Annotated in this window: 14 protein-coding genes; 9 read left to right on the forward strand and 5 right to left on the reverse strand. The window is 62.5% G+C overall.

Annotation, left to right across the window (positions count from 1 at the left end):
* Nucleotides 1-111 precede the first annotated feature (111 nt).
* Genes ACWPMX_RS11755 through ACWPMX_RS11765 form a run of 3 tightly spaced genes read left to right on the forward strand, consistent with a single transcriptional unit; the run spans nucleotide 112 to nucleotide 4,255 of the window.
* The gene (locus ACWPMX_RS11755) at nucleotides 112-1,239 is read left to right on the forward strand and encodes an HlyD family secretion protein (protein WP_455700185.1); all 1,128 of its coding nucleotides are present in this window, start codon (nucleotides 112-114) and stop codon (nucleotides 1,237-1,239) included.
* Between the two features lie 3 nt (nucleotides 1,240-1,242).
* Nucleotides 1,243-2,799 carry a DHA2 family efflux MFS transporter permease subunit gene (locus ACWPMX_RS11760; RefSeq protein WP_455700186.1) on the forward strand — a complete coding sequence of 519 codons (1,557 nt, stop codon included), beginning with the start codon at nucleotides 1,243-1,245 and terminating at the stop codon, nucleotides 2,797-2,799.
* Between the two features lie 7 nt (nucleotides 2,800-2,806).
* The gene (locus ACWPMX_RS11765) at nucleotides 2,807-4,255 is read left to right on the forward strand and encodes an efflux transporter outer membrane subunit (protein ID WP_455700187.1); all 1,449 of its coding nucleotides are present in this window, start codon (nucleotides 2,807-2,809) and stop codon (nucleotides 4,253-4,255) included.
* A gap of 365 nt (nucleotides 4,256-4,620) precedes the next feature.
* Here ACWPMX_RS11765 and ACWPMX_RS11770 read toward each other — a convergent pair whose 3' ends face one another.
* Nucleotides 4,621-6,594, reverse strand: a complete 1,974-nt coding sequence (locus ACWPMX_RS11770) for a PAS domain S-box protein (RefSeq protein ID WP_455700188.1) — start codon at nucleotides 6,592-6,594, stop codon at nucleotides 4,621-4,623.
* A gap of 512 nt (nucleotides 6,595-7,106) precedes the next feature.
* Between ACWPMX_RS11770 and ACWPMX_RS11775 the strand changes: the two genes are divergently transcribed.
* Both ACWPMX_RS11775 and ACWPMX_RS11780 read left to right on the forward strand, forming a co-directional pair.
* Complete coding sequence (locus tag ACWPMX_RS11775) at nucleotides 7,107-7,346, forward strand: hypothetical protein (RefSeq protein ID WP_455700778.1); 240 nt, start codon at nucleotides 7,107-7,109, stop codon at nucleotides 7,344-7,346.
* Nucleotides 7,247-7,759: a hypothetical protein gene (locus ACWPMX_RS11780; protein WP_455700807.1), complete on the forward strand. Its 513-nt coding sequence runs from the start codon at nucleotides 7,247-7,249 to the stop codon at nucleotides 7,757-7,759. Before ACWPMX_RS11775 ends, ACWPMX_RS11780 begins: the two co-directional genes overlap by 100 nt.
* Here the strand turns inward: ACWPMX_RS11780 and ACWPMX_RS11785 are convergent.
* Together ACWPMX_RS11785 and ACWPMX_RS11790 are read right to left on the reverse strand one after the other, a co-directional pair.
* Nucleotides 7,756-8,793, reverse strand: a complete 1,038-nt coding sequence (locus ACWPMX_RS11785) for a phytase (protein ID WP_455700189.1) — start codon at nucleotides 8,791-8,793, stop codon at nucleotides 7,756-7,758. The two genes, ACWPMX_RS11780 and ACWPMX_RS11785, sit on opposite strands and share 4 nt — an antisense overlap.
* Nucleotides 8,793-11,126, reverse strand: a complete 2,334-nt coding sequence (locus ACWPMX_RS11790) for a TonB-dependent receptor plug domain-containing protein (protein ID WP_455700190.1) — start codon at nucleotides 11,124-11,126, stop codon at nucleotides 8,793-8,795. Before ACWPMX_RS11790 ends, ACWPMX_RS11785 begins: the two co-directional genes overlap by 1 nt.
* A 186-nt stretch (nucleotides 11,127-11,312) precedes the next feature.
* On the opposite strand from ACWPMX_RS11790, the gene ACWPMX_RS11795 reads away from it, so the two are divergent.
* The 4 genes from ACWPMX_RS11795 (at nucleotide 11,313) to ACWPMX_RS11810 (ending at nucleotide 15,948) form a co-directional block, all read left to right on the forward strand.
* A complete protein-coding gene (locus ACWPMX_RS11795) occupies nucleotides 11,313-12,623 on the forward strand; it encodes an alkaline phosphatase PhoX (RefSeq protein WP_455700191.1) in 1,311 nt (436 codons plus the stop codon).
* Between the two features lie 148 nt (nucleotides 12,624-12,771).
* Nucleotides 12,772-13,404 (forward strand): tyrosine-type recombinase/integrase, encoded by a 633-nt coding sequence (locus ACWPMX_RS11800; RefSeq protein ID WP_455700192.1) that lies wholly within the window; start codon nucleotides 12,772-12,774, stop codon nucleotides 13,402-13,404.
* A gap of 147 nt (nucleotides 13,405-13,551) precedes the next feature.
* Nucleotides 13,552-14,349 (forward strand): alpha/beta fold hydrolase, encoded by a 798-nt coding sequence (locus ACWPMX_RS11805; protein ID WP_455700193.1) that lies wholly within the window; start codon nucleotides 13,552-13,554, stop codon nucleotides 14,347-14,349.
* Between the two features lie 204 nt (nucleotides 14,350-14,553).
* The gene (locus ACWPMX_RS11810; protein ID WP_455700194.1) at nucleotides 14,554-15,948 is read left to right on the forward strand and encodes an amidohydrolase family protein; all 1,395 of its coding nucleotides are present in this window, start codon (nucleotides 14,554-14,556) and stop codon (nucleotides 15,946-15,948) included.
* 213 nt (nucleotides 15,949-16,161) lie between these two features.
* Here the strand turns inward: ACWPMX_RS11810 and ACWPMX_RS11815 are convergent, their stop codons facing one another.
* Together ACWPMX_RS11815 and ACWPMX_RS11820 are read right to left on the reverse strand one after the other, a co-directional pair.
* A complete protein-coding gene (locus ACWPMX_RS11815) occupies nucleotides 16,162-18,177 on the reverse strand; it encodes a hypothetical protein (RefSeq protein WP_455700779.1) in 2,016 nt (671 codons plus the stop codon).
* Between the two features lie 47 nt (nucleotides 18,178-18,224).
* Complete coding sequence (locus ACWPMX_RS11820) at nucleotides 18,225-19,040, reverse strand: DUF7146 domain-containing protein (RefSeq protein ID WP_455700195.1); 816 nt, start codon at nucleotides 19,038-19,040, stop codon at nucleotides 18,225-18,227.
* Nucleotides 19,041-19,173 lie beyond the last annotated feature (133 nt).

Genomic DNA, 19,173 nt, shown 5'->3' on the forward strand with positions numbered 1-19,173 from the left:
ACTCTGACCAACGAATAGTAAAGGGCTTTCGTATTTGACCGGGCGCACTATACGGGCGGCCTCGTTCGCCGGATGGCATCGAGCGAACGAGCGAGCGATAGAGGACAAGTGATGAACCCCAGCCAGACCGAAAGCGTAGCGGATGTCAGTCGCCCCAAGGGGCTGGCGAATCCAATCGTCCGTCGCGGCTTGATCATCGCCGCGATCGTGGCCGCGATCGCTGGTGGATACTGGTATTACAACCGGGAAACCTATGGCAAGTTTCAGCAGTCGACGGACAACGCCTATATCGCCGCCGACAGCGTGATCATCGCGCCCAAAATCGCCGGCTATGTCGAGCGCGTCATGGTGACTGAAAACCAGTCCATCCAATCAGGTGCCCCGCTGGTTCAGCTCGACGTGCGCGATTATCGCGCGCAAACCAACCAGGTTGAGGCGCAAATTGCGGCCTCGCTCGCCGGTGCCGACACCGTGCGGGCGCAACAGCGTGAACAGGATGCGGCCATCGCGCAGGCCCGCGCGCAGCTTGCCGCCGCTTCTGCCCAGGCTGGTCTCGCGGCCGAACAGGTCGCGCGATACCGCCCTCTGGCCGCAACCGGCGCCGAGCCCCGCGAAAAGCTCGATCAGTTGCAGGCCCAAACGCGCGAAGCGCAGGCCCAACTTGCCGCTGCGCGGGCAGGCCTGCTGGCCGCGCAGCGCCGCCAGGGAACGCTCGATGAACAGATCGACCAGGCCAATTCTCAGGCGAATGCGGCGCGGGCTCAGCTCGAGGCGGCCCGCCTCAATCTCTCGTCGACAACTCTGCGCGCCAGCATCGCGGGACGGGTGGGCGATCTGACGGTTCGCCCGGGGCAATTCGTTCAGCCGGGTCAGCGACTGATGAGCTTGGTCCCGACCGACCGCCTCTACGTGACCGCCAACTTCAAGGAGACGCAGCTGGGTCTCATGCGGCCCGGCCAGCCGGTAACCCTCGAGATCGACGCCTTGCCGGATCTCGAGGTCGAAGGGCGGGTCGAGAGCGTTGCGCCGGGAACTGGCGCTGAGTTCTCGATTCTGCCGCCGCAGAACGCAACGGGCAATTTCACCAAGATCATACAGCGCGTGCCGGTTCGGATTTCGATCCGCGCGACGCCCCAGATCATGCGACTGCTGGTCCCGGGGATGTCCGTGGTAGCCAAGGTCGATACGCGATCGGCCAAGGGCGAGCTCGACGCGATCCGCGACGCGGCGCGGAAATAGCCGGTGGCGGCGGCGACTGCTCTGCCGACCGCGCCGCCGCCTGAGCGCGCGGACGCCACCGCCTGGATCGCGGTGGCGGCAGGCGCGCTTGGGGCAATGCTGGCGACGCTCGACATCTCGATCGTCAATTCCGCGCTACCGACCATCCAGGGCGAGATCGGCGCGACCGGCACCGAAGGCACCTGGATCGCCACCGCGTTCCTGGTCGCCGAGATCGTAGTTATCCCTCTCAGCGCGTGGCTCGAACGGCTCCTCGGCCTTCGTACCCTGCTCATCATCGCCGTATCTGCCTTCACCGCCTTTTCGGTCTTATGCGGTATCGCGACCGACCTCACCACGATGATCATCGGGCGCACCGGCCAGGGTTTCATGGGCGGCGCCCTGATTCCAACCGCGATGACGATCGTGGCAAAGCGCCTGCCGCCCTCGCAGCAGCCCATCGGCATGGCGCTGTTCGGAATGACCGTGGTGCTGGGGCCGGTCATGGGCCCGCTGGTGGGTGGGTGGCTGACCGAGAACCTGAGCTGGCATTATGCCTTCTTCGTCAACGTGCCGGTCTGCGCGGTATTACTGGGCCTGCTGTTTATCGGACTGCCCCATGAGGAGCCGGACTGGATTTACCTGCGTGAGGCCGACTGGGCGGGGATCGCGGGCATGATCCTGGGGCTTGGCGGTCTGACGGTGGTGCTGGAGGAGGGGCACCGCGAAGAGTGGTTCGAATCGACGTTGATCGTGCAACTGACGATCATGACCGTCATCGGCTTTGCCCTGCTTGCATACGGCCAGCTGTATGCGCGCAAGCCCGTGCTCAAGCTGCGCCTCATGCTCAGCAGGCAATTCGCGAGCGTCGTCGTGATGGCGCTTGCGCTTGGCATGGTTATGTACGGTTCGACCTACGTCATACCGCAGTTCCTCGCGATAATCTCGGATTACAACGCGTTTCAGACCGGCCTAGTCATTTCCTGGATGGGCGTGCCGGCGTTCATCCTGATGCCCGTCCTCCCGTTCATGATCCGCAAGATCCATATCCGCCTCGCGGTCGGCGCGGGAATGCTGGTCATGGCGATCAGCTGCTTCATCACCATTTCCCTTACCGCCGAGTCAGGCGGGGGCGTATTCACCGAAAGCCAGTTTCTGCGCGGCATCGGCATGATCCTGACGATGATGTTCCTCAACCAGGCGACGGTCGCTTCGGTCGCGAAGGAGGATGCGGGCGATGCATCGGGTATCTTCAACGCGGCCCGCAACCTGGGCGGGTCGTTCGCGCTGGCCGGTCTCGCCTCGTTCCAGGACCAGCGGTTGTGGCACCACAGCCGGCGCATGGAGGAGACGCTCAACGCCAACAGCGCCGGGCTGCAGGATTATCTCGACAGCCTCGGCGCGGCGCTGGGCAGTCCGCGGGCTGCCCTGGATATGCTGGCCGGCACCATCCAGCGCGATGCCTTCGTGATGACCTACAACGACGTCTTCTTCGGCATGGGAGTGATTACCCTGGCGACCGTCCCGCTGGTCTTCTTCTTGAAGCCGCTCCCGAAAAACGCCTCTCTATCGATGCACTGAGACCATCATGCGCAAATTACCCATCATCATCGCCCCACTCGCGTTCGTTGTGGGATGCACTTCGGGACCCGACTATGCCGGCCCCCCGGAAGTGGAGACCGCATCAGGCGCGTTCCTGCGCGCCGGCGCCGATGTCGATCCGCAAGCCCCGCTCGCGAGCGACTGGTGGACCCTGCTTGGCGATCCGGTGCTGGACGAGATCGAAAGGCGCGCGCTTGCCACCAATCCGGGAATTGCCGCAGCGCGCGCGCGGATCGAACAGGCCAGGGCCTCGGTTCGCCAGGAGCGGGCCAACCGCCTGCCCGCCGTCGCTGCGCAGGCAACCACGGTCCAGGCGAAAATACCCGGACTGGACATTCAAAGCGGCCCTCCCGGGGGGACACCTGGGGCGCCCGCCGAGCCCGAGGAGCAGGACAGCCTCAGTATCTACAACGTCGGCTTGAATGCCAACTGGGAGATCGACTTCGCCGGCGGGCAGGCGCGCCGTGTCGAGGCCCTAAACGCTCAGGCAGCCGCGTCGGTCGCCAATGCCGAGGACGCGCAGGTCCAGCTCTCAGCGGAGGTCGCCCGCTCCTATGTCAGCCTGCGGGAGGCGCAGGCCCGGCTCGCGCTGGCCGAACGCGAACGCGATTTGCAGCAGCAGACGGTGGCGCTTACCTATTCGCGCTACACCCGAGGCGCCCTCCCGCTGTTCCCGGTCGGCAATGCGAACGCCGAACTGGAACTCCTCAACTCCCGGATCGCCGAGGCTCGGGCCGACATCGCGGTGCTCAAGGACACGCTCTCGGTCCTTTCGGGAGAGGCTCCCGGCGCTCTCGATGAAATGCTGTCGTCGAAGCGCGACATCCCGTTGCCGCCCGCGCGTGTTGCGGTCGGCGATCCAGCCGCGCTGATCGAACGCCGGCCCGACGTGCGCGCGGCCGAACGCAGTTTGGCCGCGGCGAACGCGCGCATCGGGGTGGCGGAGGCGGCGCGCTTCCCTAAACTGTCGTTCATGGGCATTCTTGGCCTGGGCGGATCGAAACCCGACGACGTTTTCGATCTTGGCAATTTGTCGGCTATCGCCCTGCCGCGCCTGCAGTGGAACCTGCTCGACTTCGGGCGCTCCGCAGCCGCGGTCGACCAGGCCCAGAGCGCGCGAGAGGAGGCGCTCGAGCGGTACCGCGAGGTGGTGCTGGGCGCCGTGCGCGATGCCGAACAGTCGCTAGCCCGCTTCGGTCAGCAACGCGCAAACGTGGCCGCGCTCGCCCAGGTCAGCCGGCAGGCCGATACGGCCGCAAAGCTCAATGAGCAGCGGCGCGAGGCGGGTGTCATTTCACAGGCCGATCTCAACGCTTCATTGCGCCAGCGCGAGCAGGCGAAGGCCAATCTCGACCGGGCGATCGCGGCGATGACGAACGGCTGGATCGCCGTCCAGAAATCGCTCGGTCTGGGCTGGGATGCGATGGAGTCGTGAGTTTCACGGACTGCCCAGTTTTTAGCCGCATTGCCAATCCACGTGGTTAAAAACGCCTTCGCGAACGCGCTGTTGTGCATTTGGTGTGGTCAATGAGCTAAAGCGGTGCCCTTCCACCTCCTGATGTGCACCAGCGCAACAGCTTAGGAATAGGGCCATAACCCTCTATCGCAGGCGGAGAGTCGGCAACGTCTAAGACCGGCTCTCTATATTCAAGCAATTTCACATGTGTGGAACGACCACAACAAAGTCGATGCCGAAAGTCTGCTTTGCGCATCCGGCCGCTCACAAGCCGCCAGTCCGGAACCGGCCCAGAAGCGGATCGAAACGCTGTGCTGCGCTTAACGACCAACATGGGGCAAACGCTATCGCGTTTCGGCCAACAGCTCTTCGAGCTTGCTCGCCAACTCGGCAAGCCGGAATGGTTTGACTAGCCGAGGAATGCTGGCGGCGACGCCTTGGATCTCGGCATACCCTGATACGATCAAGACGGGCAGCTCGGGGTTGGCCGCGCGGAGCTTGCTTGCCAGTTCGACACCCGAAAGGCCCGGCATCAAGTGATCCGTAACCAGGATGTCGAAGTGCCCACCTTCGCTCACAAGGCGTAGCGCATCTTCCGCCGAGCCCGCGTCGATGACATCGTATCCTAGGTCATTCAGCATGTCCGTCGTGCTCAATCGAATGAGCGGCTCGTCATCGACTAGGAGGACCGTACCGGTCCTCGAGACCGCTTCTGCAACTCTGGGGACGTCAGAGATCTGCGCGACTTCGCCGCTGACAGGCACAAAGAATTCCATCCGAGTTCCCTGCGCGATCTGGCTGAATATGCTCAGGGCGCCCCCCAGCTGGGCGGCTAAGCCATGGACCATGGACAACCCGAGGCCTGTGCCCTGTCCCACTCCCTTCGTGCTAAAAAACGGCTCGACCGCCCGCGTTAGCGTTGCATCATCCATTCCGGTGCCGGTATCAGTCACAGAAATTCGGACGTAGTCTCCAGCGTGAAGATCGGCGCGGGAGTTGTCGTCGGCGGACACCACCTCCGCACCAATCGTCAGCGTCCCTCCCTCGGGCATCGCGTCACGCGCATTTACGGCGAGGTTGAGGAGAGCCATCTCGATCTGATTTTCGTCGGCCGCTGCCGCGGGCAGGTGCTCGGCAATCTCCAGATCCAGACCAATGCGCGGACCGATTGTACTTTTGAGAAGTTCGGTGAGGCCCTCCATCAGCGTGCGAATATCGACCGCGCTGGTTTGCAAGGGCTGCCTTCGAGCAAAAGCGAGGAGCCGCTGAACCAGCATTCGCGCGCGCTCTGCGGATTGCATGGCTCCATCAATCAACTGCCGGTCACGATCGTCACCTAGATCTTTGCGCTGTAAGCGGTCGAGCGAGCCGATTATGGGCGTAAGCAGGTTGTTGAAATCGTGCGCCACCCCTCCGGTGAGCTGCCCCATTGCGTCCATCTTCTGACTTTGCCGAAGCGCTTCCTGGGCCTCCATCAGCTCTGCGGTGCGCTCCAGAACACGATCTTCGAGCGTCCGGTTCGCTTCCGAAAGCGCCTGTTGAGCCGCAACCCTGTCTGTGATGTCGATTTGCAGGCCGTCCCAGATCAGTGAACCGTCCGCCTGCTCGCGGGGGACTGAGATTGCCCTCGACCACCGCTCCTCACCGTTTGCCTTACGGTAGCGAACTTCGATATCGTACGGAGCTTTGTCCCGGATCGCCCGGGCTCCGGCTTCCATCATGCGGTGTTGATCGTCGGGATGCACCATGCGGTATGGTATCGTCGCGTCGGCCATGACTTGATCGGCCGTCACGCCGGTCATTTCCTTATGGGTCTCCGATACATAGAGAAAGCGACGCTCTTGCCCCTGCGCGTCGGTACGAAGTTGATATACGACGACGCCTGGCAGGTTGTTTGTAAGGGCGCGAAGCCGGGCTTCACTCTCCCGAACCTCCCGCTCGGCAATGTCTCGGGCCGTGTCGTCTCGCGCGGTCAAAACAGCGCCTATCTGCGTTCCCTCACTGTCGAAGACCGGGCGCGCGCTGCCGACGGCCAGGATTTCGACGCCATCCGGTCTACGCACGCGCCACCGAGCATCGAACACGGTCTCGCCGCGCACCGCGCGCGCGAGTGGCAACGCATGCGACGGATAGGGATCGCCCTGATCGGTGAAGAGCCGGTAGGCGTTACTGTATTGGTCCGGCTCAATGTCGAGCTTGCCCATGCCATGTAATCGCGCCGCGGCTTGGTTGACAAAGGTTAGTTTACCGCTCGCGTCAGCTACAATTATCCCCTCGGTCACCTGATCGAGAATTGCAGCATATTCGATTTCTAACAAAATTGCTGCTCCCCTCGAGCGTATCGCATCACGCGCAGCCCTCGCCCTGAACCGAGAATGCCGTCAAAATCAATGAGGCTTTGCCGACGCTTCAGGCCAGCGCATGTTATGAGGCTGTAGCGGGTTGTCTACTTCTCATTCCGACCCTCTCGCTGAGAGGTTCGACCACTCACGTCCGCTTTGACCTCTTTCCGCCCGGAATCTGCCAGTCCGCTAACGGCCCAGTTTCTGCCCGTCAGCAATCCTGCCCGAACTTGAGCAGGGTTCGACCCCGAGGCCAAGGAGCTGCTGCGTGAGCGCTCGATCTTGGCGAGGCGCTGATCACCAAGACCGAATGGCTGCTCGGCATCACCTCGCAGTCGGAGGTGCTCGGCCAAGCACGCCCCGATCTGCAATTCACCCCCAACGCGCCGCTTTGTCCCGAGCGCATCCTCGAGCACGATGGCGATTGCTCCGCCGCCATCCGCGCGAAAGACATCGTGATTAACCGCCGATACGAAAGCTTCGAGGTCGTGGTCGATTTCCCGCGCCAGGCCGCAGCGGACCCGGCGGTCGTTTCGATCAAATATACGCTTTACCGTGCGGTCGATCAGTCGCCCTTTGTGGCCGGCCTAATCCACACGACACGCCGCTCAACGGCAAGGCGCGGATCATGGCAAGGCGCAGCAACGAGACGACAGCGGGAAAAGGCGCCCAAGGCGTCTCGGCGCCGCCTGTTCAGGAACCGGCTACCGGGAAGCCAGTGCGGCTAGACACTTCGACGCTGGATGCCGAGGCATTGGCGAATGCCATTCTGGTCCGCGAGATCAAGCCGCAGATCAGCGAAACACGACGACCCCTTGAAGCGGTCCGCCAAAACAAAATTGTAGAAAAGCAAGAGAATTTGCGAGTCTGCGGAAAAGGGCGATCGCAAGATAAGCAGGAGACCGGCGTGCAAAGCCAGGAAATGAAGTTGACGTCGGGACAATACTTATCGCGCCATCTGACGGCATGGCAGGACCCGGACGCTATCGGAAGCCCGACGCACAAGCGATCAATCGTGCTCGAGCTTGCCCGCACGCTCGACGACTTGCTCGAACGCAATATCGTATTCAGCCCTCAGCTTGACCAGGTCGCGCGCGAAATCGCACGGCTTGCGGGTGGCTTTAGCAGACGTGAGTCCTAGTCGAGCGAGAGCGCCTCGCGCACTGCACGCCATGACACCAGCTTGAAGTTCTGCGCCGCGGGTGCGTTGTCGCCGTCCTGCACCACCAACAGGCCTTCGGGATAGTCGGGGCCGAAATCGCCAAGCACCAGTTCAATGCCGTCGGTTTCCTGCGTCGAACCGAGCGCGCCCTGCGCCACGCGGAAGCGCCCGGCGGGTTCCATGCCAGGCAAGCGATAGAGCGCATATGCGTTGTCGCCCTGGCTCGAGGCGAGAAGCCATTCGCCGCCTTCCCCGGCGCCTTGGGCCAGCGCCAGGCCCTCTACGTCGGCGACGAGATGCTTGCCGTCAGTCGGCGCAACCAGCGTACCGGTCGTGGAACCGTCACTGCGTGCCTCGAAGCGCCAAATCCCGACATCTTCCTCGCCGACATACAGGTGACCGCGGCGCGGATCGACTATGCAACCCTCGGTCTGAGTTGCCAGCTTGATTGATCGGACAATCGTGGCCGCAGGAACGGCCCCGGAAACGTCGAGGCGAACCTGGTGCACGTCGCCCGCCTTGAGAACGGAAAAGGCGTAAAGCGATTCGCCATCGCGCCACAGGCAGACGCCATAGGCTTCGCCCGATCCGCCCGGCACGGCACCCAGCGGGTGCAAGCGTGCCGACGCCGTGTCGAGGCGAAAAAGCCGCAGCTTGGCCTGAGCTGGATCATTCCGGTCGCTGGCGACTACCAGCACTGTGCCGTTGGACATAGTCGCCAGGTCGACGTTGTTGAGCAGCCCGGCGGGCGCGAAATCACGCACCTTTCCGTCTAGACCGTACACATAGAGCCCGGCCTTCTTGTCGGTAGCGACGATCAGGCTCGCGGCGGGGTTCGCAGCGTTGCGCCAGATCGCCGGGTCGTCCGCCGCGTCCTGAGCAGCCGTTCCCACCGGGACGGTTTCGCCGGACGCCACCACGTCGACGGCCGGCAATGAGTTTGCTGGCGGACGTGTGGTGGAGGCGCATCCCGAGAGGACGATGCCAGCGACAATCCAGGGAAACGCGCGCATCAGAATGCGTACCGGGCGACGATCTGGAATACCGGGCCCGCGCGCTCGCTCTCGAGTTCGTATTCGTCGAAATCCCGCGCGGTCTGATCGCCGACCGTGACGAATTTGTTGAATACCTCGTCTTTTGTCGCATCGAGCAGGTTCGAGCCGACCGCGCGGATGGTGAAGCTGCGGCCGATGCGCTTTTCGACGAAAACCTCGAGGTCAGCCCCGTAGCGCGTGATCACTTCTTCGCCGATGACCCGGTCGAACGCGGGACCTTGCTTGCGGTAGGTAGCACCGAACGATGCGCCGAGACCCGGCAGGTTCTGAATGGCCCCGACGTTGTAGACATATTTCGACTGACCGTTGAAGCGGCGATCACCAAACGCATCGTCGATCTCGCTGTCGAGCAACGATACGTTGCCGAAGACCCCCGTATCGGGCAGGCCGATGAATGCGAGGCTGGTCGAGAGATCGAACTCGACCCCATACACCTTTCCGTTACCGGTGTTGCGCGGCTGGAAAACGAACGTTCCGGCGCCTTCCGATCCCGTCACACCGGTGTTCGCAAGCTCCACCAGGTTGCTCACGTCGCGGTAAAACACGTTGACGCCGGCAACGCCGGTGCGCCCGATCCGTTGTTCGAAACCCAGATCGGCACCCCATGTGGTCTCCGCATCAAGCAGAGGATTGCCGAGCAGGTCGTTGTCGCCCAATTCGGCTTCGAGCAGCGCGGGCGAGATGTAATCGAAGCGCGGACGACGCAGCGTGCGCGCCACCGAGCCGATGATGCGGCCGCCTCCGCCAACCTCGAACTTGAGCGAGGCCGATGGCAGGAAGGCATCGTAATCGACTTCGGTGAGTGCCGCGGCGGGGGCCGCGGTGAGATCGGTGATGTCGACCCGGGTATTCTCCCACCGGATGCCGGCCTCGAATGAAAGCGCGCCGCTCTTGCCCTCGACGAGCGCGTAGAGGTCGCGGCGGTCTTCGGAGATGGTGTTGACCCCGCCCGGCGACGGCGCCAGAGCGGGGAACGTTGTCGGGGCGAACTCGACCGGGCTGCGGCTGAACTGATCGTACCCGGTGCGGGTCGAATTCGCCAGGTTGAACCGGCTGCGCACGGCGGAAAAGTCGGTGTCGCGGTCCTTGTTCTGCGCAAACCCGCCGATGGCGAATGATATCTCCGGAGAGAGCGTGAATACCTGCTCCAGGTTCACGAACAGCTCTTCGTCGCGCAGGCGGCGGGCAGCAAGGTCTCCGGTGAAGCGCGGCGCGGTGCGATCGAAATCGACTTCGTATTCGTATTCGTCCTGCGTATCGTCGAAGCGCGAGAAGCCGACCCGCAGTTTCGTCTCGCCGAGCGACCAGCGATGATCGAGCTTGCCCGACAACGACCAGCTTTCCTGAGTGATAGCATTCACGTTGGCGTTATCGGTCAACAAGTTGCCCGGCGGCAAAGAGCGAACGGGTCCGGTGATTGCAGCCGGATCGTCATATTCAAGCGATCGCTCGTTTTCGGTCCGCTCGGTGCGGACGAAATTGCCGGCGATTTCGAAGTCGGTCGAGGCGCCTTCGATGCCCCAGGCGAAGTTGCCGGCATAGTCGGTCCCGTCGCGGGTGTCGGTCTGGTCTTCGCGGTTGTCGAAGCTGTTGGCGGCAAAGGCCGGATCGTTTTCGGGCGAATCCGAATAGCGCAGGCTCGACTTCAGCTTGGGGTTGTAGCGGCCCTGCACGTTGGCGCCGATCAGCACTCGCCCGCCGGCCAGCGGTGCGCCAAGATAGAAGCCGCCGTTGGGCTTGATCTCGCCGTCGTCGAAACGGATGGCACCGCCGCGCACGTAGCCGCCGTCAAGGCTGTATCCGTTGCGCAGGACGATGTTGAGGGTGCCGGCGACAGCGTCTCCGGTGCGGCGGGCCGAGGACGAGCGGACGATCTCCACCTGCTTGATCAGTTCGGCCGGAATGCGGTCGAGGAAGAAAGAGCGGTCGGCCTGGCTGCCAGGCACTTTCTCGCTGTTGATGAGGATTTGAGTGTAACCGGGATCGAGCCCGCGGAGCCGCGCACCGTCGCTCTCGATCACGTCGGACAGGAACGTGACCGAAGGCACGCGCTTGAGCGCGTCGCCCGCGGTCAGCGGTTCGAAGCGCTGGAAATATTCCTCGTCATAGACCAGCACCGGTTCGGCGCTGTCAGTGCGATTGCGGTAGCCGATCCCTGCCTGGACAACGATCTCGCGCGAGGTCTCGAGCGGTTCGGCGTCATCCGCCACGGTTGCGCCAGCTGGGGCATCCTGCGCGGCGGCGGAAACCGAAAGCGCCAGCAAGCTGGCGCAGCCAAGTAAACGGATCATAGTATCGAGCCCCTCAACAACTGTCGCGGCGGCCGCTACGGTCCGGATATTGCAGCCTCATGCACCTTTTTTGACGCTTCGAAGAATCTGCACAGGAGCAGAGGCAAACGAGCGATTGCGGCCCTTGTCATCGCGCTGTCACGGGAGAATGAAAGACGCGCCGGAAATGATGCGAAGAAGCGGAAGATGATGATAGACATGGATCGGCGGCGGTTCCTGGCAGCGACGGCCAGCGCGATGGCGGCGCTCTCTGCGAGCAGCTGCAGGACAGTTGGGGGCAGCGGTCGCGGGGGCCGGATCGGGTTCGGTCCCCTGTTACCCGACCCGGCCGGTCTCCTCGACTTGCCGGAAGGCTTTTCCTACCGGACGATCTCGCGGCTCGGCGAAGTCATGAGTGATGGTTTCACCGTCCCCGACGCCGCCGACGGCATGGGATGCTTCGACCTCGGCAACGGCAGGATCGCGCTCGTTCGCAATCACGAATTGGCGCCCGGGCGATCGGATGGCGGCGGCGTGACCGGCAAGGCATTCGATTACGTCGGGCGAAGCCTGGTGCCGCTGCCGGGCGGCACGACCACCATCGTGCTCGATGCCGGCACCCTTCAGGTCGAACGCCAATATCGTTCGCTTGCCGGAACGATTCGCAACTGCGCGGGCGGGACGACCCCGTGGGGCAGCTGGCTGACTTGCGAGGAAGCGCCGGTGCGCGCCGATGGTCGCATCAATCAGGACCATGGCTGGACATTCGAAGTGCCCGCCGATGCCCCCGGCCTCGTCGATCCGGTGCCGCTCAAAGCAATGGGCCGGTTCAATCACGAGGCTGCCTGCGTCGATCCGCGCACGGGCTACGTTTACCAGACCGAGGACCGCGAAGACGGGCTGCTCTATCGCTTCATCCCCGATGTCGCGGGAAAGCTGGCCGAAGGGGGTCGTCTGCAGGCTCTCGCAATCGAGAGCGGTGTCGCTGATACGCGCAACTGGACCGCGACAACCGTGGCGCCGCAGAGTTGGCACCGCGTGCGGTGGATCGATCTGTCGGACGTCGAATCCCCCAACGACGATCTGCGTCGGGCAGGGGCAGCGGCCGGCGCAACGATATTCGCTCGGGGCGAAGGTATCTGGATGGGTGAAGGCGAGCTTTACTTCACCGCGACCAGCGGCGGTGCTGCAAAGCTGGGGCAGATTTTCCGCCTCGCTCTGAAACGCGACACGCGCTTACAACTATTTCTCGAATCGACTAGCCGGGAAGAACTCGATTTTGGCGACAATCTGACTGTCGCCCCGTTCGGGGCCCTCCTCATTTGCGAAGACCAGTATACGGACCCGCCCGCCAATCATGTGCGCGGAGTAACTGCCGGAGGAGTATCCTATCCCTTTGCACGTCTGCATGCGAACACCGAGCTTGCAGGCGTTTGTTTTTCACCCGACGGGAAGACGATGTTCGTCAATATCTACAGCCCCGCCCAAACAGTTGCCATAACCGGCCCCTGGATCTGATTGAGCCAATATTCCAGGTGAGCTGCAAAGAGCGTTCACGAGCGCTTCGTTCGATCGCGTGCAGAAATCGGTTTGTCCGCTTGCGGCCCAGATTTTCACCTTCTCCCATTCCACTTCCCTTGGCCAATGACGGCAAAGGAGAACGACTATGGGCTACTCACGATTCGATCCCGCCATGCAGAGACGCGTGGCGTGGAACGCTGGCAAGAATGTCGGCACCAAGCGCCCGCTTACGCAAAAACAGATATGGGCGATCCGCTTTCATCTCGATCGCGAAGGCCGGCTGAGGGATAAGGCGCTCTTCGATCTCGCCATCGACAGTAAATTACGCGGTTGTGATTTGGTGAAGATCAAGATTGGCGACGTGATTGCCGGCGCTGATATCCGCAATCGTGCGACCGTCATACAGCAGAAGACAAGTCGACCAGTGCAGTTCGAACTCACCGCAGATGTGCGAGCGACCTTGCTAGCCTGGCTGGAACGACGGGGCGGTTCAACCGGTGACTACCTCTTCCCAAGCAGAGTCGATCATGCCGGACACATGAGCACGCGGCAGTATGCGCGCCTTGTCGATGAATGGGTGACTGCGATTGGTCTTCGGAAAGCCGAATATGGGACGCATTCGCTTCGGCGGACCAAAGCCGCGATGATCTATCGGGCCACCGGCAACATTCGGGCGATCCAGATTTTGCTTGGTCACACCAAGATCGAGAACACTGTCCGCTATCTTGGTGTCGATGTCGAAGACGCCCTACTGCTGGCAGAGCGCACTGAAATCTGATCCATCGAGCGGTCGACCGTCGTCACCCGGTCGACCGCTTTGAAGTAGCTGCTTCGCGCAGCCGGACGTCCGATTTTAGGGTGGAAAGCGGACATTCCGACTTGGAAGTTTTCATGATAAGTCTGCAATTCCCGAAAGGAGGCTTTGGTGAAAGCAGTAATCTTCGCAGCCTTCGCGCTAATCGCAGTGACGCCGATCCCGCTCCGTGCGGAAACGGTAGCTTTGAACGGTATGGACTTGCGTTACTCTGAACAAGGCGAGGGCGAGCCCCTCCTGCTGCTCCATGGCTTCGGCTCATGCGCGGACGAGTGGGGCAGTTTAGCGGAAAAGTTAGCTGCCAAGCACAGGGTTATCAGAGTTGATGCTCGCGGACATGGTCAGTCTACAAACCCGAGCGGCAAGTTCAGTCACGCTCAGGCTGCCGATGACATTCGCGCTCTGTTGGAACATTTAGGCATCAAACAAGCCCGGGCAATAGGGTTCAGCAGCGGCGGAATGACCCTTCTTCACCTTGCGACGAGATATCCGGATCGTGTCGACAAGATGGTTGTAGTCGGCGCGACGAACCACTTCCCTGACGAAGCGCGAGAAATCCTTAAGTCTGCTACGATGGACCAGTTGCCACCGGAGGTTCTCGCGGGATTTCGTCAATGCGCGTCTCGCGGCGAAGAACAGGTCCGGGCCTTGGTTGATCAGTTTCGCGCTTTCGGCTTCAGTCAGGATGACATGAACTTGCAGGCGGCAGATCTGGCGCGGATTAAGGCTAAAACGCTCATCGTGCATGGCGACCGGGACATGTTTTTTCCAGTGACAATCCCTGTTGGGATCTACGGATCGATCAGCGGTTCTGTCCTCTGGATTGTGCCAAACGGCGGTCACTCGCCTACAGCAGGTGCAGACGAGACGCTTTTCGTAAGGGAAGTGGAGAGTTTTCTACAAAAGTAGTTGGTTAGATATTGGGATCGAGAGCAGACTTTCTCGTATGTCCGCAATGGGGTCGAAATGCTGCCAGTTTGCTTTAGGCTACGCGCTAACGACCGCGAAGGTAGCTGGGAAGGCGGGTATTAAAGCGAGCCGAACCATGGTAATTGAATGCGTTGGCGGCTTCGTGGTTTGTCCTGTAGGACCCCGTTCGAGGGGGTGATCAAAATGCAGCAAACACGCAGTGCGACGCTGGCTTTGGCATTGCTGCTGTCGGCTTGTGTGAGTCCCCGCGTCAGCGCACCGCCCCCTTCAACGCAGCTCGCAATCTCATCGGTGAGAGTGATCGACACTGAAACTGCGATCGCCTCAGTCCCTCAGGACGTACTGATCGCGGACGGCCGGATCACCGCTGTTGCGCCCGCTGGCCGACTGAAAATACCCCTAAACACTCCAATTCTTGACGGATCGGACCATTTCGCCCTCCCCGGGCTTATCGACGTGCATGCGCATATCGGGGAAGGTGGGGCGATGCCGAATAGCGAGGCAGGTCGCGAACGGGCGCTGCGTCAGTTTCTTCGCTATGGCGTTACAACGGTATTTGTTCCGGGCGCGACTGGAGCGGGTGACGCCGAGTGGCCAGTGCTGACGGAGCGGTGTCTCTCTGGCGGACTTGTGTGCCCGGGACTTTATGGTTCGGGTTCGCTGATCACCGCGCGGGGCAGCCATCCCGTCTCTACGATATTCAATATGCCGGACGATGTGCCCGCGGCAGTGACCGAAGCGCGCGGGGTTACCGTGCTGGATCCCGGGACTGACGTATCGTCCCTCATCACTGCAAAGAAGGCGGTGGGCGCCACCGCGATAAAGATCGTGATAGAGGATGGGCCTCCTCCCTGGCACCCGAAACCGCGGATGAGCGATGCACAGATACGCGCCATTGTCGCTGCTGCTCATGCGCTTTCGATGCCGGTCTTTGCTCACGTAAGCACGTCCGATCAGGTTCGGATCGCGCTCGACGCGGACGTGGACGGGATCATGCACGCACCCACAGACGTGCTGCCCGCAAGCCTCGTTCGCCGTATGGCTGATCAGGGAATGCGGTATGTACCCACGTTCTCGCTCTACGATGGCATACTGACCTGGGCTCGCAAGCAGCGGGAATCCGACCCTTATGCCCTTTCAGGCGTCCATCCCGATGTGATTGAAAGCCTCGCCGCGGCTCCTTTTCTCGCCGCAGCGGCGGAGGATGAGTCGGGAGCTATGGAGTATCTGGCCAATGCCTCCGAAAACCTGAGACGCGTGGCGAATGCTGGAGTGCCCATCGCGCTCGGCAGCGATGTGAACAACCCTTTCGTGTATCCGGGCTATTCAGCTCACGAGGAACTTTCTTCGATGGTGCGCGCCGGTTTAACCCCGGCGCAGGCATTAAGATCCGCAACCATCGGCAGTGCAAAATTCTTGCGTGCTTCAAACCGGCTGGGGCGCATTGCACCCGGGTTCGAAGCAGACCTACTGCTACTGGCGCGCAATCCGCTTGAGACCATCGAAAATAGCAGGTCCCTTGTCAGCGTCGTTGCTGACGGAAGAGTTATCTCTGACGTTGCTTCAACCCAGGATTGAGGCCTCTGCCAAGGAACTAGTCCGGATATCGCTAGGTCAAAGGCCCATGCGCTCGAATGTCCGCAATGGGGTCGTTAGATGAACGGCCGCTATCAACGTCTCGCAACAGCAAAGCCGATTGACAGCAAACGGCCCAATTTCAGCCAAACGATTTAAGGCGGCCCGTCCGGAATGGACGGGCCGCCACCGTACAAGCCGACCTGTCAGGAGGGGTCAGGCGGCTTTCTCGGTTAGTTCGTCGTCGGCGCCACCCGAACGAGCAGCTGCTTCATCGTCGCCGATGGCTTCTTCCTTTGGGGAGCCGAAACGCATGATGGCCGGAACCCAGGCCAAGGCTTGCTGCTTGACATCAGCCTCGCCGATAAACTCGCCCGAGAAGATGCGCTCGGCAGCCGATGCGAGATCCGCCTTCTTCGAACCGGCGTAGCGGCTGACAAGCTCGGGCCCACCCACGGCATCGAACGCGTCCAGAATGCGCGCCTTCGGCACGCGATCGAAGAAGTTCGCGGCCGTCGGCCTCCACCAATGCGCAATCTCGATCTCGAGCAAGCCGCCCAGCGCGTCGTGGAGCGGGAGTCCGCGCTCACCATCGGTGTTGAGGCTGGCGATGAGCGTGCGGGCGATCACGAAGCCGAGCCAGAGGCTCCGCGTTTCGTCGGGAAGCGCCCGAAAGGCGGCGAACCGCTCGACCTCGGTAGCGCCGGCACGCCAGCTTTCGTCGAGCGAACCGGTGAACTCTGCCAGCGCCGCGCTTGCCGGAGCATCCTTGGCTTCAAATCCCGAAACCGGACCATTGGCGGCCGGCCCCGCGATTGTGATCGCTTTCCTGGCCCGCCAGTCGTGACCGTCGGCGTCAGCGAGCGTGAAGATCATCACGTCGAGCGCCAAGCCGGGATCGTTGGCAAGATGGATAGCGAGGACGTCGCGGCGCTGCATAGCGAGTTCGTCGAGCACCTGCTTCGACCTCGAACTTGCCGCGCGCGGCCTTGCGCACGACGAGGTTCTGCAGCAGGCCGCGCGCGGCGATATCGGCCTTGAGCTGGGCGTCGGCAGCTGCGTCGGTGACCTTTCGGACGTTGCGCGGGCTGCCTGCTCGGGAACAGACGCGGGATCGTCGAGCGCGGCGTAGTCGAGCACTTCGAACGGCGAGCTGGGAACAGGATGAGTTGCAAAGGGAGCCGAGGGCCGGATGCGCGCTGGCGTCGCAAGTAGGCTCGTCACTGGCCGCACCGACACGACCGGAGCGGTAGAAGTTCCCCGGGCGCGTGGCGGTAGGCGGTCGATCAACGATGCAAGCTCGGTCAGATCGTGTGATTCGGTCGTCGCTGCCGGTGGGCCATCGGCGATCTTGTCGAAGACAACCATGCGCACGGGAATGCCGGTGCCGCTCGTGCGGAAGGCCCCGGCAATGCGCGTATCGAGCCGCAGCGTCACATCGGGCAATGAGCACGCGAAGCGCGATCCATCGAATCCGTCCGGCATGATCGCTACGAGACGCGCGCCGTTTCTCGACAGCCGCAACGCGCTGCGAAGGTGGCGCAAGGCCGTCGCTGAACTGACACCGCGCTCGCGGCTGCGCGCGAAAGGCGGATTCATGAGGATCCCCGTCGGCGGGCAGTGACCAAGCAGATGATCGATCAATTCACCGTCATGACTGGTCACCGCCGCTTCCGGGAACAGATGGGCAAGGTACACTTGGCGATCCGGATCGATCTCGTTGAGAAAGAGGTCGCAGCCATGCATGGTGGGCCAAAGAGCCAGCGCGCCATTCCCGGCCGAAGGCTCGAGCACCGCGTCGCTCGCCCGTAGCTGTGCCGCGCGCGTCATCAGCCAGGACAGCATGGGCGGGGTCGAGAACTGCTGCAGTTCGACTTGCGCTTCGCTGCGCACATGGCGCGGCGGCAAGGCGGCGTCGAGCCATTCGAAGCGCGCTGCAGCTTCGTGGACTGCAATATCGAGCCCAATCCAGCCGTGAGACCTCAGCCACAAAAGCGCACCGATTTCGATCGCATCATTGAAGTCGTCGATCGACCAGGCCGTCCCCCAGCTCTCGACGCCAGTCTCGTCGGCAAGGAGAGCAGATACGGCACTGCGCGTAAGATGGCACCCGTCAGCCAGGCGAGAGGCGATCTGTCTGCCGATCGTCACCGCCAAGGGCTCTGCACGAGGTCGGGCGGCGGGGTCTAAAAGCTCGAACTGAAGCATGGTTGGTCCTCCTGATGGAGGCATCGGGCACGAAGCCGTCTGCCGATCACGAGGCCAAAGCTCTCTCTTCTCTAGGAGGCCTGCTTGCGGGCGAGCCAGCTGACCAGCTCGTCGTTCCAGTCGGATCCGCGCCTTGAAGGACGCCGGACATGGATGGTCCGGCCTTCGCGCGCGTGGGCCTGTAGCGCGCGCTTGGCGGCCAGGTCGCCGCCTGCATCCCAATCGACGAAGAGGTGAAGCAAGGTGACGCTCTCGGGGATGGAGACGAGGGAAAAGCGCTCATTGCCCAGCGTCGCCCAGCACGGGACTCCCGTCAGCGCCCGAGCCGAGAGCGCACTTTCTATGCCTTCGGCGAGGCCCAGTGCGCCTTCGATTGGCGGAGACAGTCGGACCGCGGCCGAGTGCAGAGCCCCAAGCGCTCGCTTGGGCTTCTCGAATGCAGCCAGCCTGGGTTCGTCCAGGTCGAGATAGGTTCGGTGAATTGCGATCGGGCCTTCATCAAGGCTGACCGCGGCAATCATTGCCGGCAGAAATTGCGCGCGCCCTTGCGGGCCGAGCGGCGCGCGCGCGTGATAGCGCAGCGCCGAAGAGCTTGCCGTGATGCCACGCGCCTCGAGATAGCCCTTTGCCGGACTGCCTGGCAGCGAGGAGGCATTGCTCCAAATTCTGAGTGCACCTCGCGAGGGCGCGCGCGCGCTGTTCGCACTCTCGTGTCGCTCGGCAACAGGAACAGAAAACAGCGACGCAGGTGCCATTCCTTCGCGCCTGAGAGCCTGGATCACGCTCGCCTGATCGCACCCGGCAAAGCAATGGAACAGGATCGCATGCCGCCCCAGCGTGACGCCCAGCGAGGGGGTCCGATCGTCGTGAGCCGGGCACCGGGCCATTCCTTTCGTGCCCGACCATCGCCCGCCCCGGCTTTCGCAGAGACGGCGGGCGGTTGATTTAAGGGACGGTGTGTTCGGGATGGTGGTCCGGAACTGCATCGGGAACTCCGTATCGTTGCTCACCTCCCCGAGC

This window comes from Tsuneonella sp. HG094, from assembly GCF_053819285.1.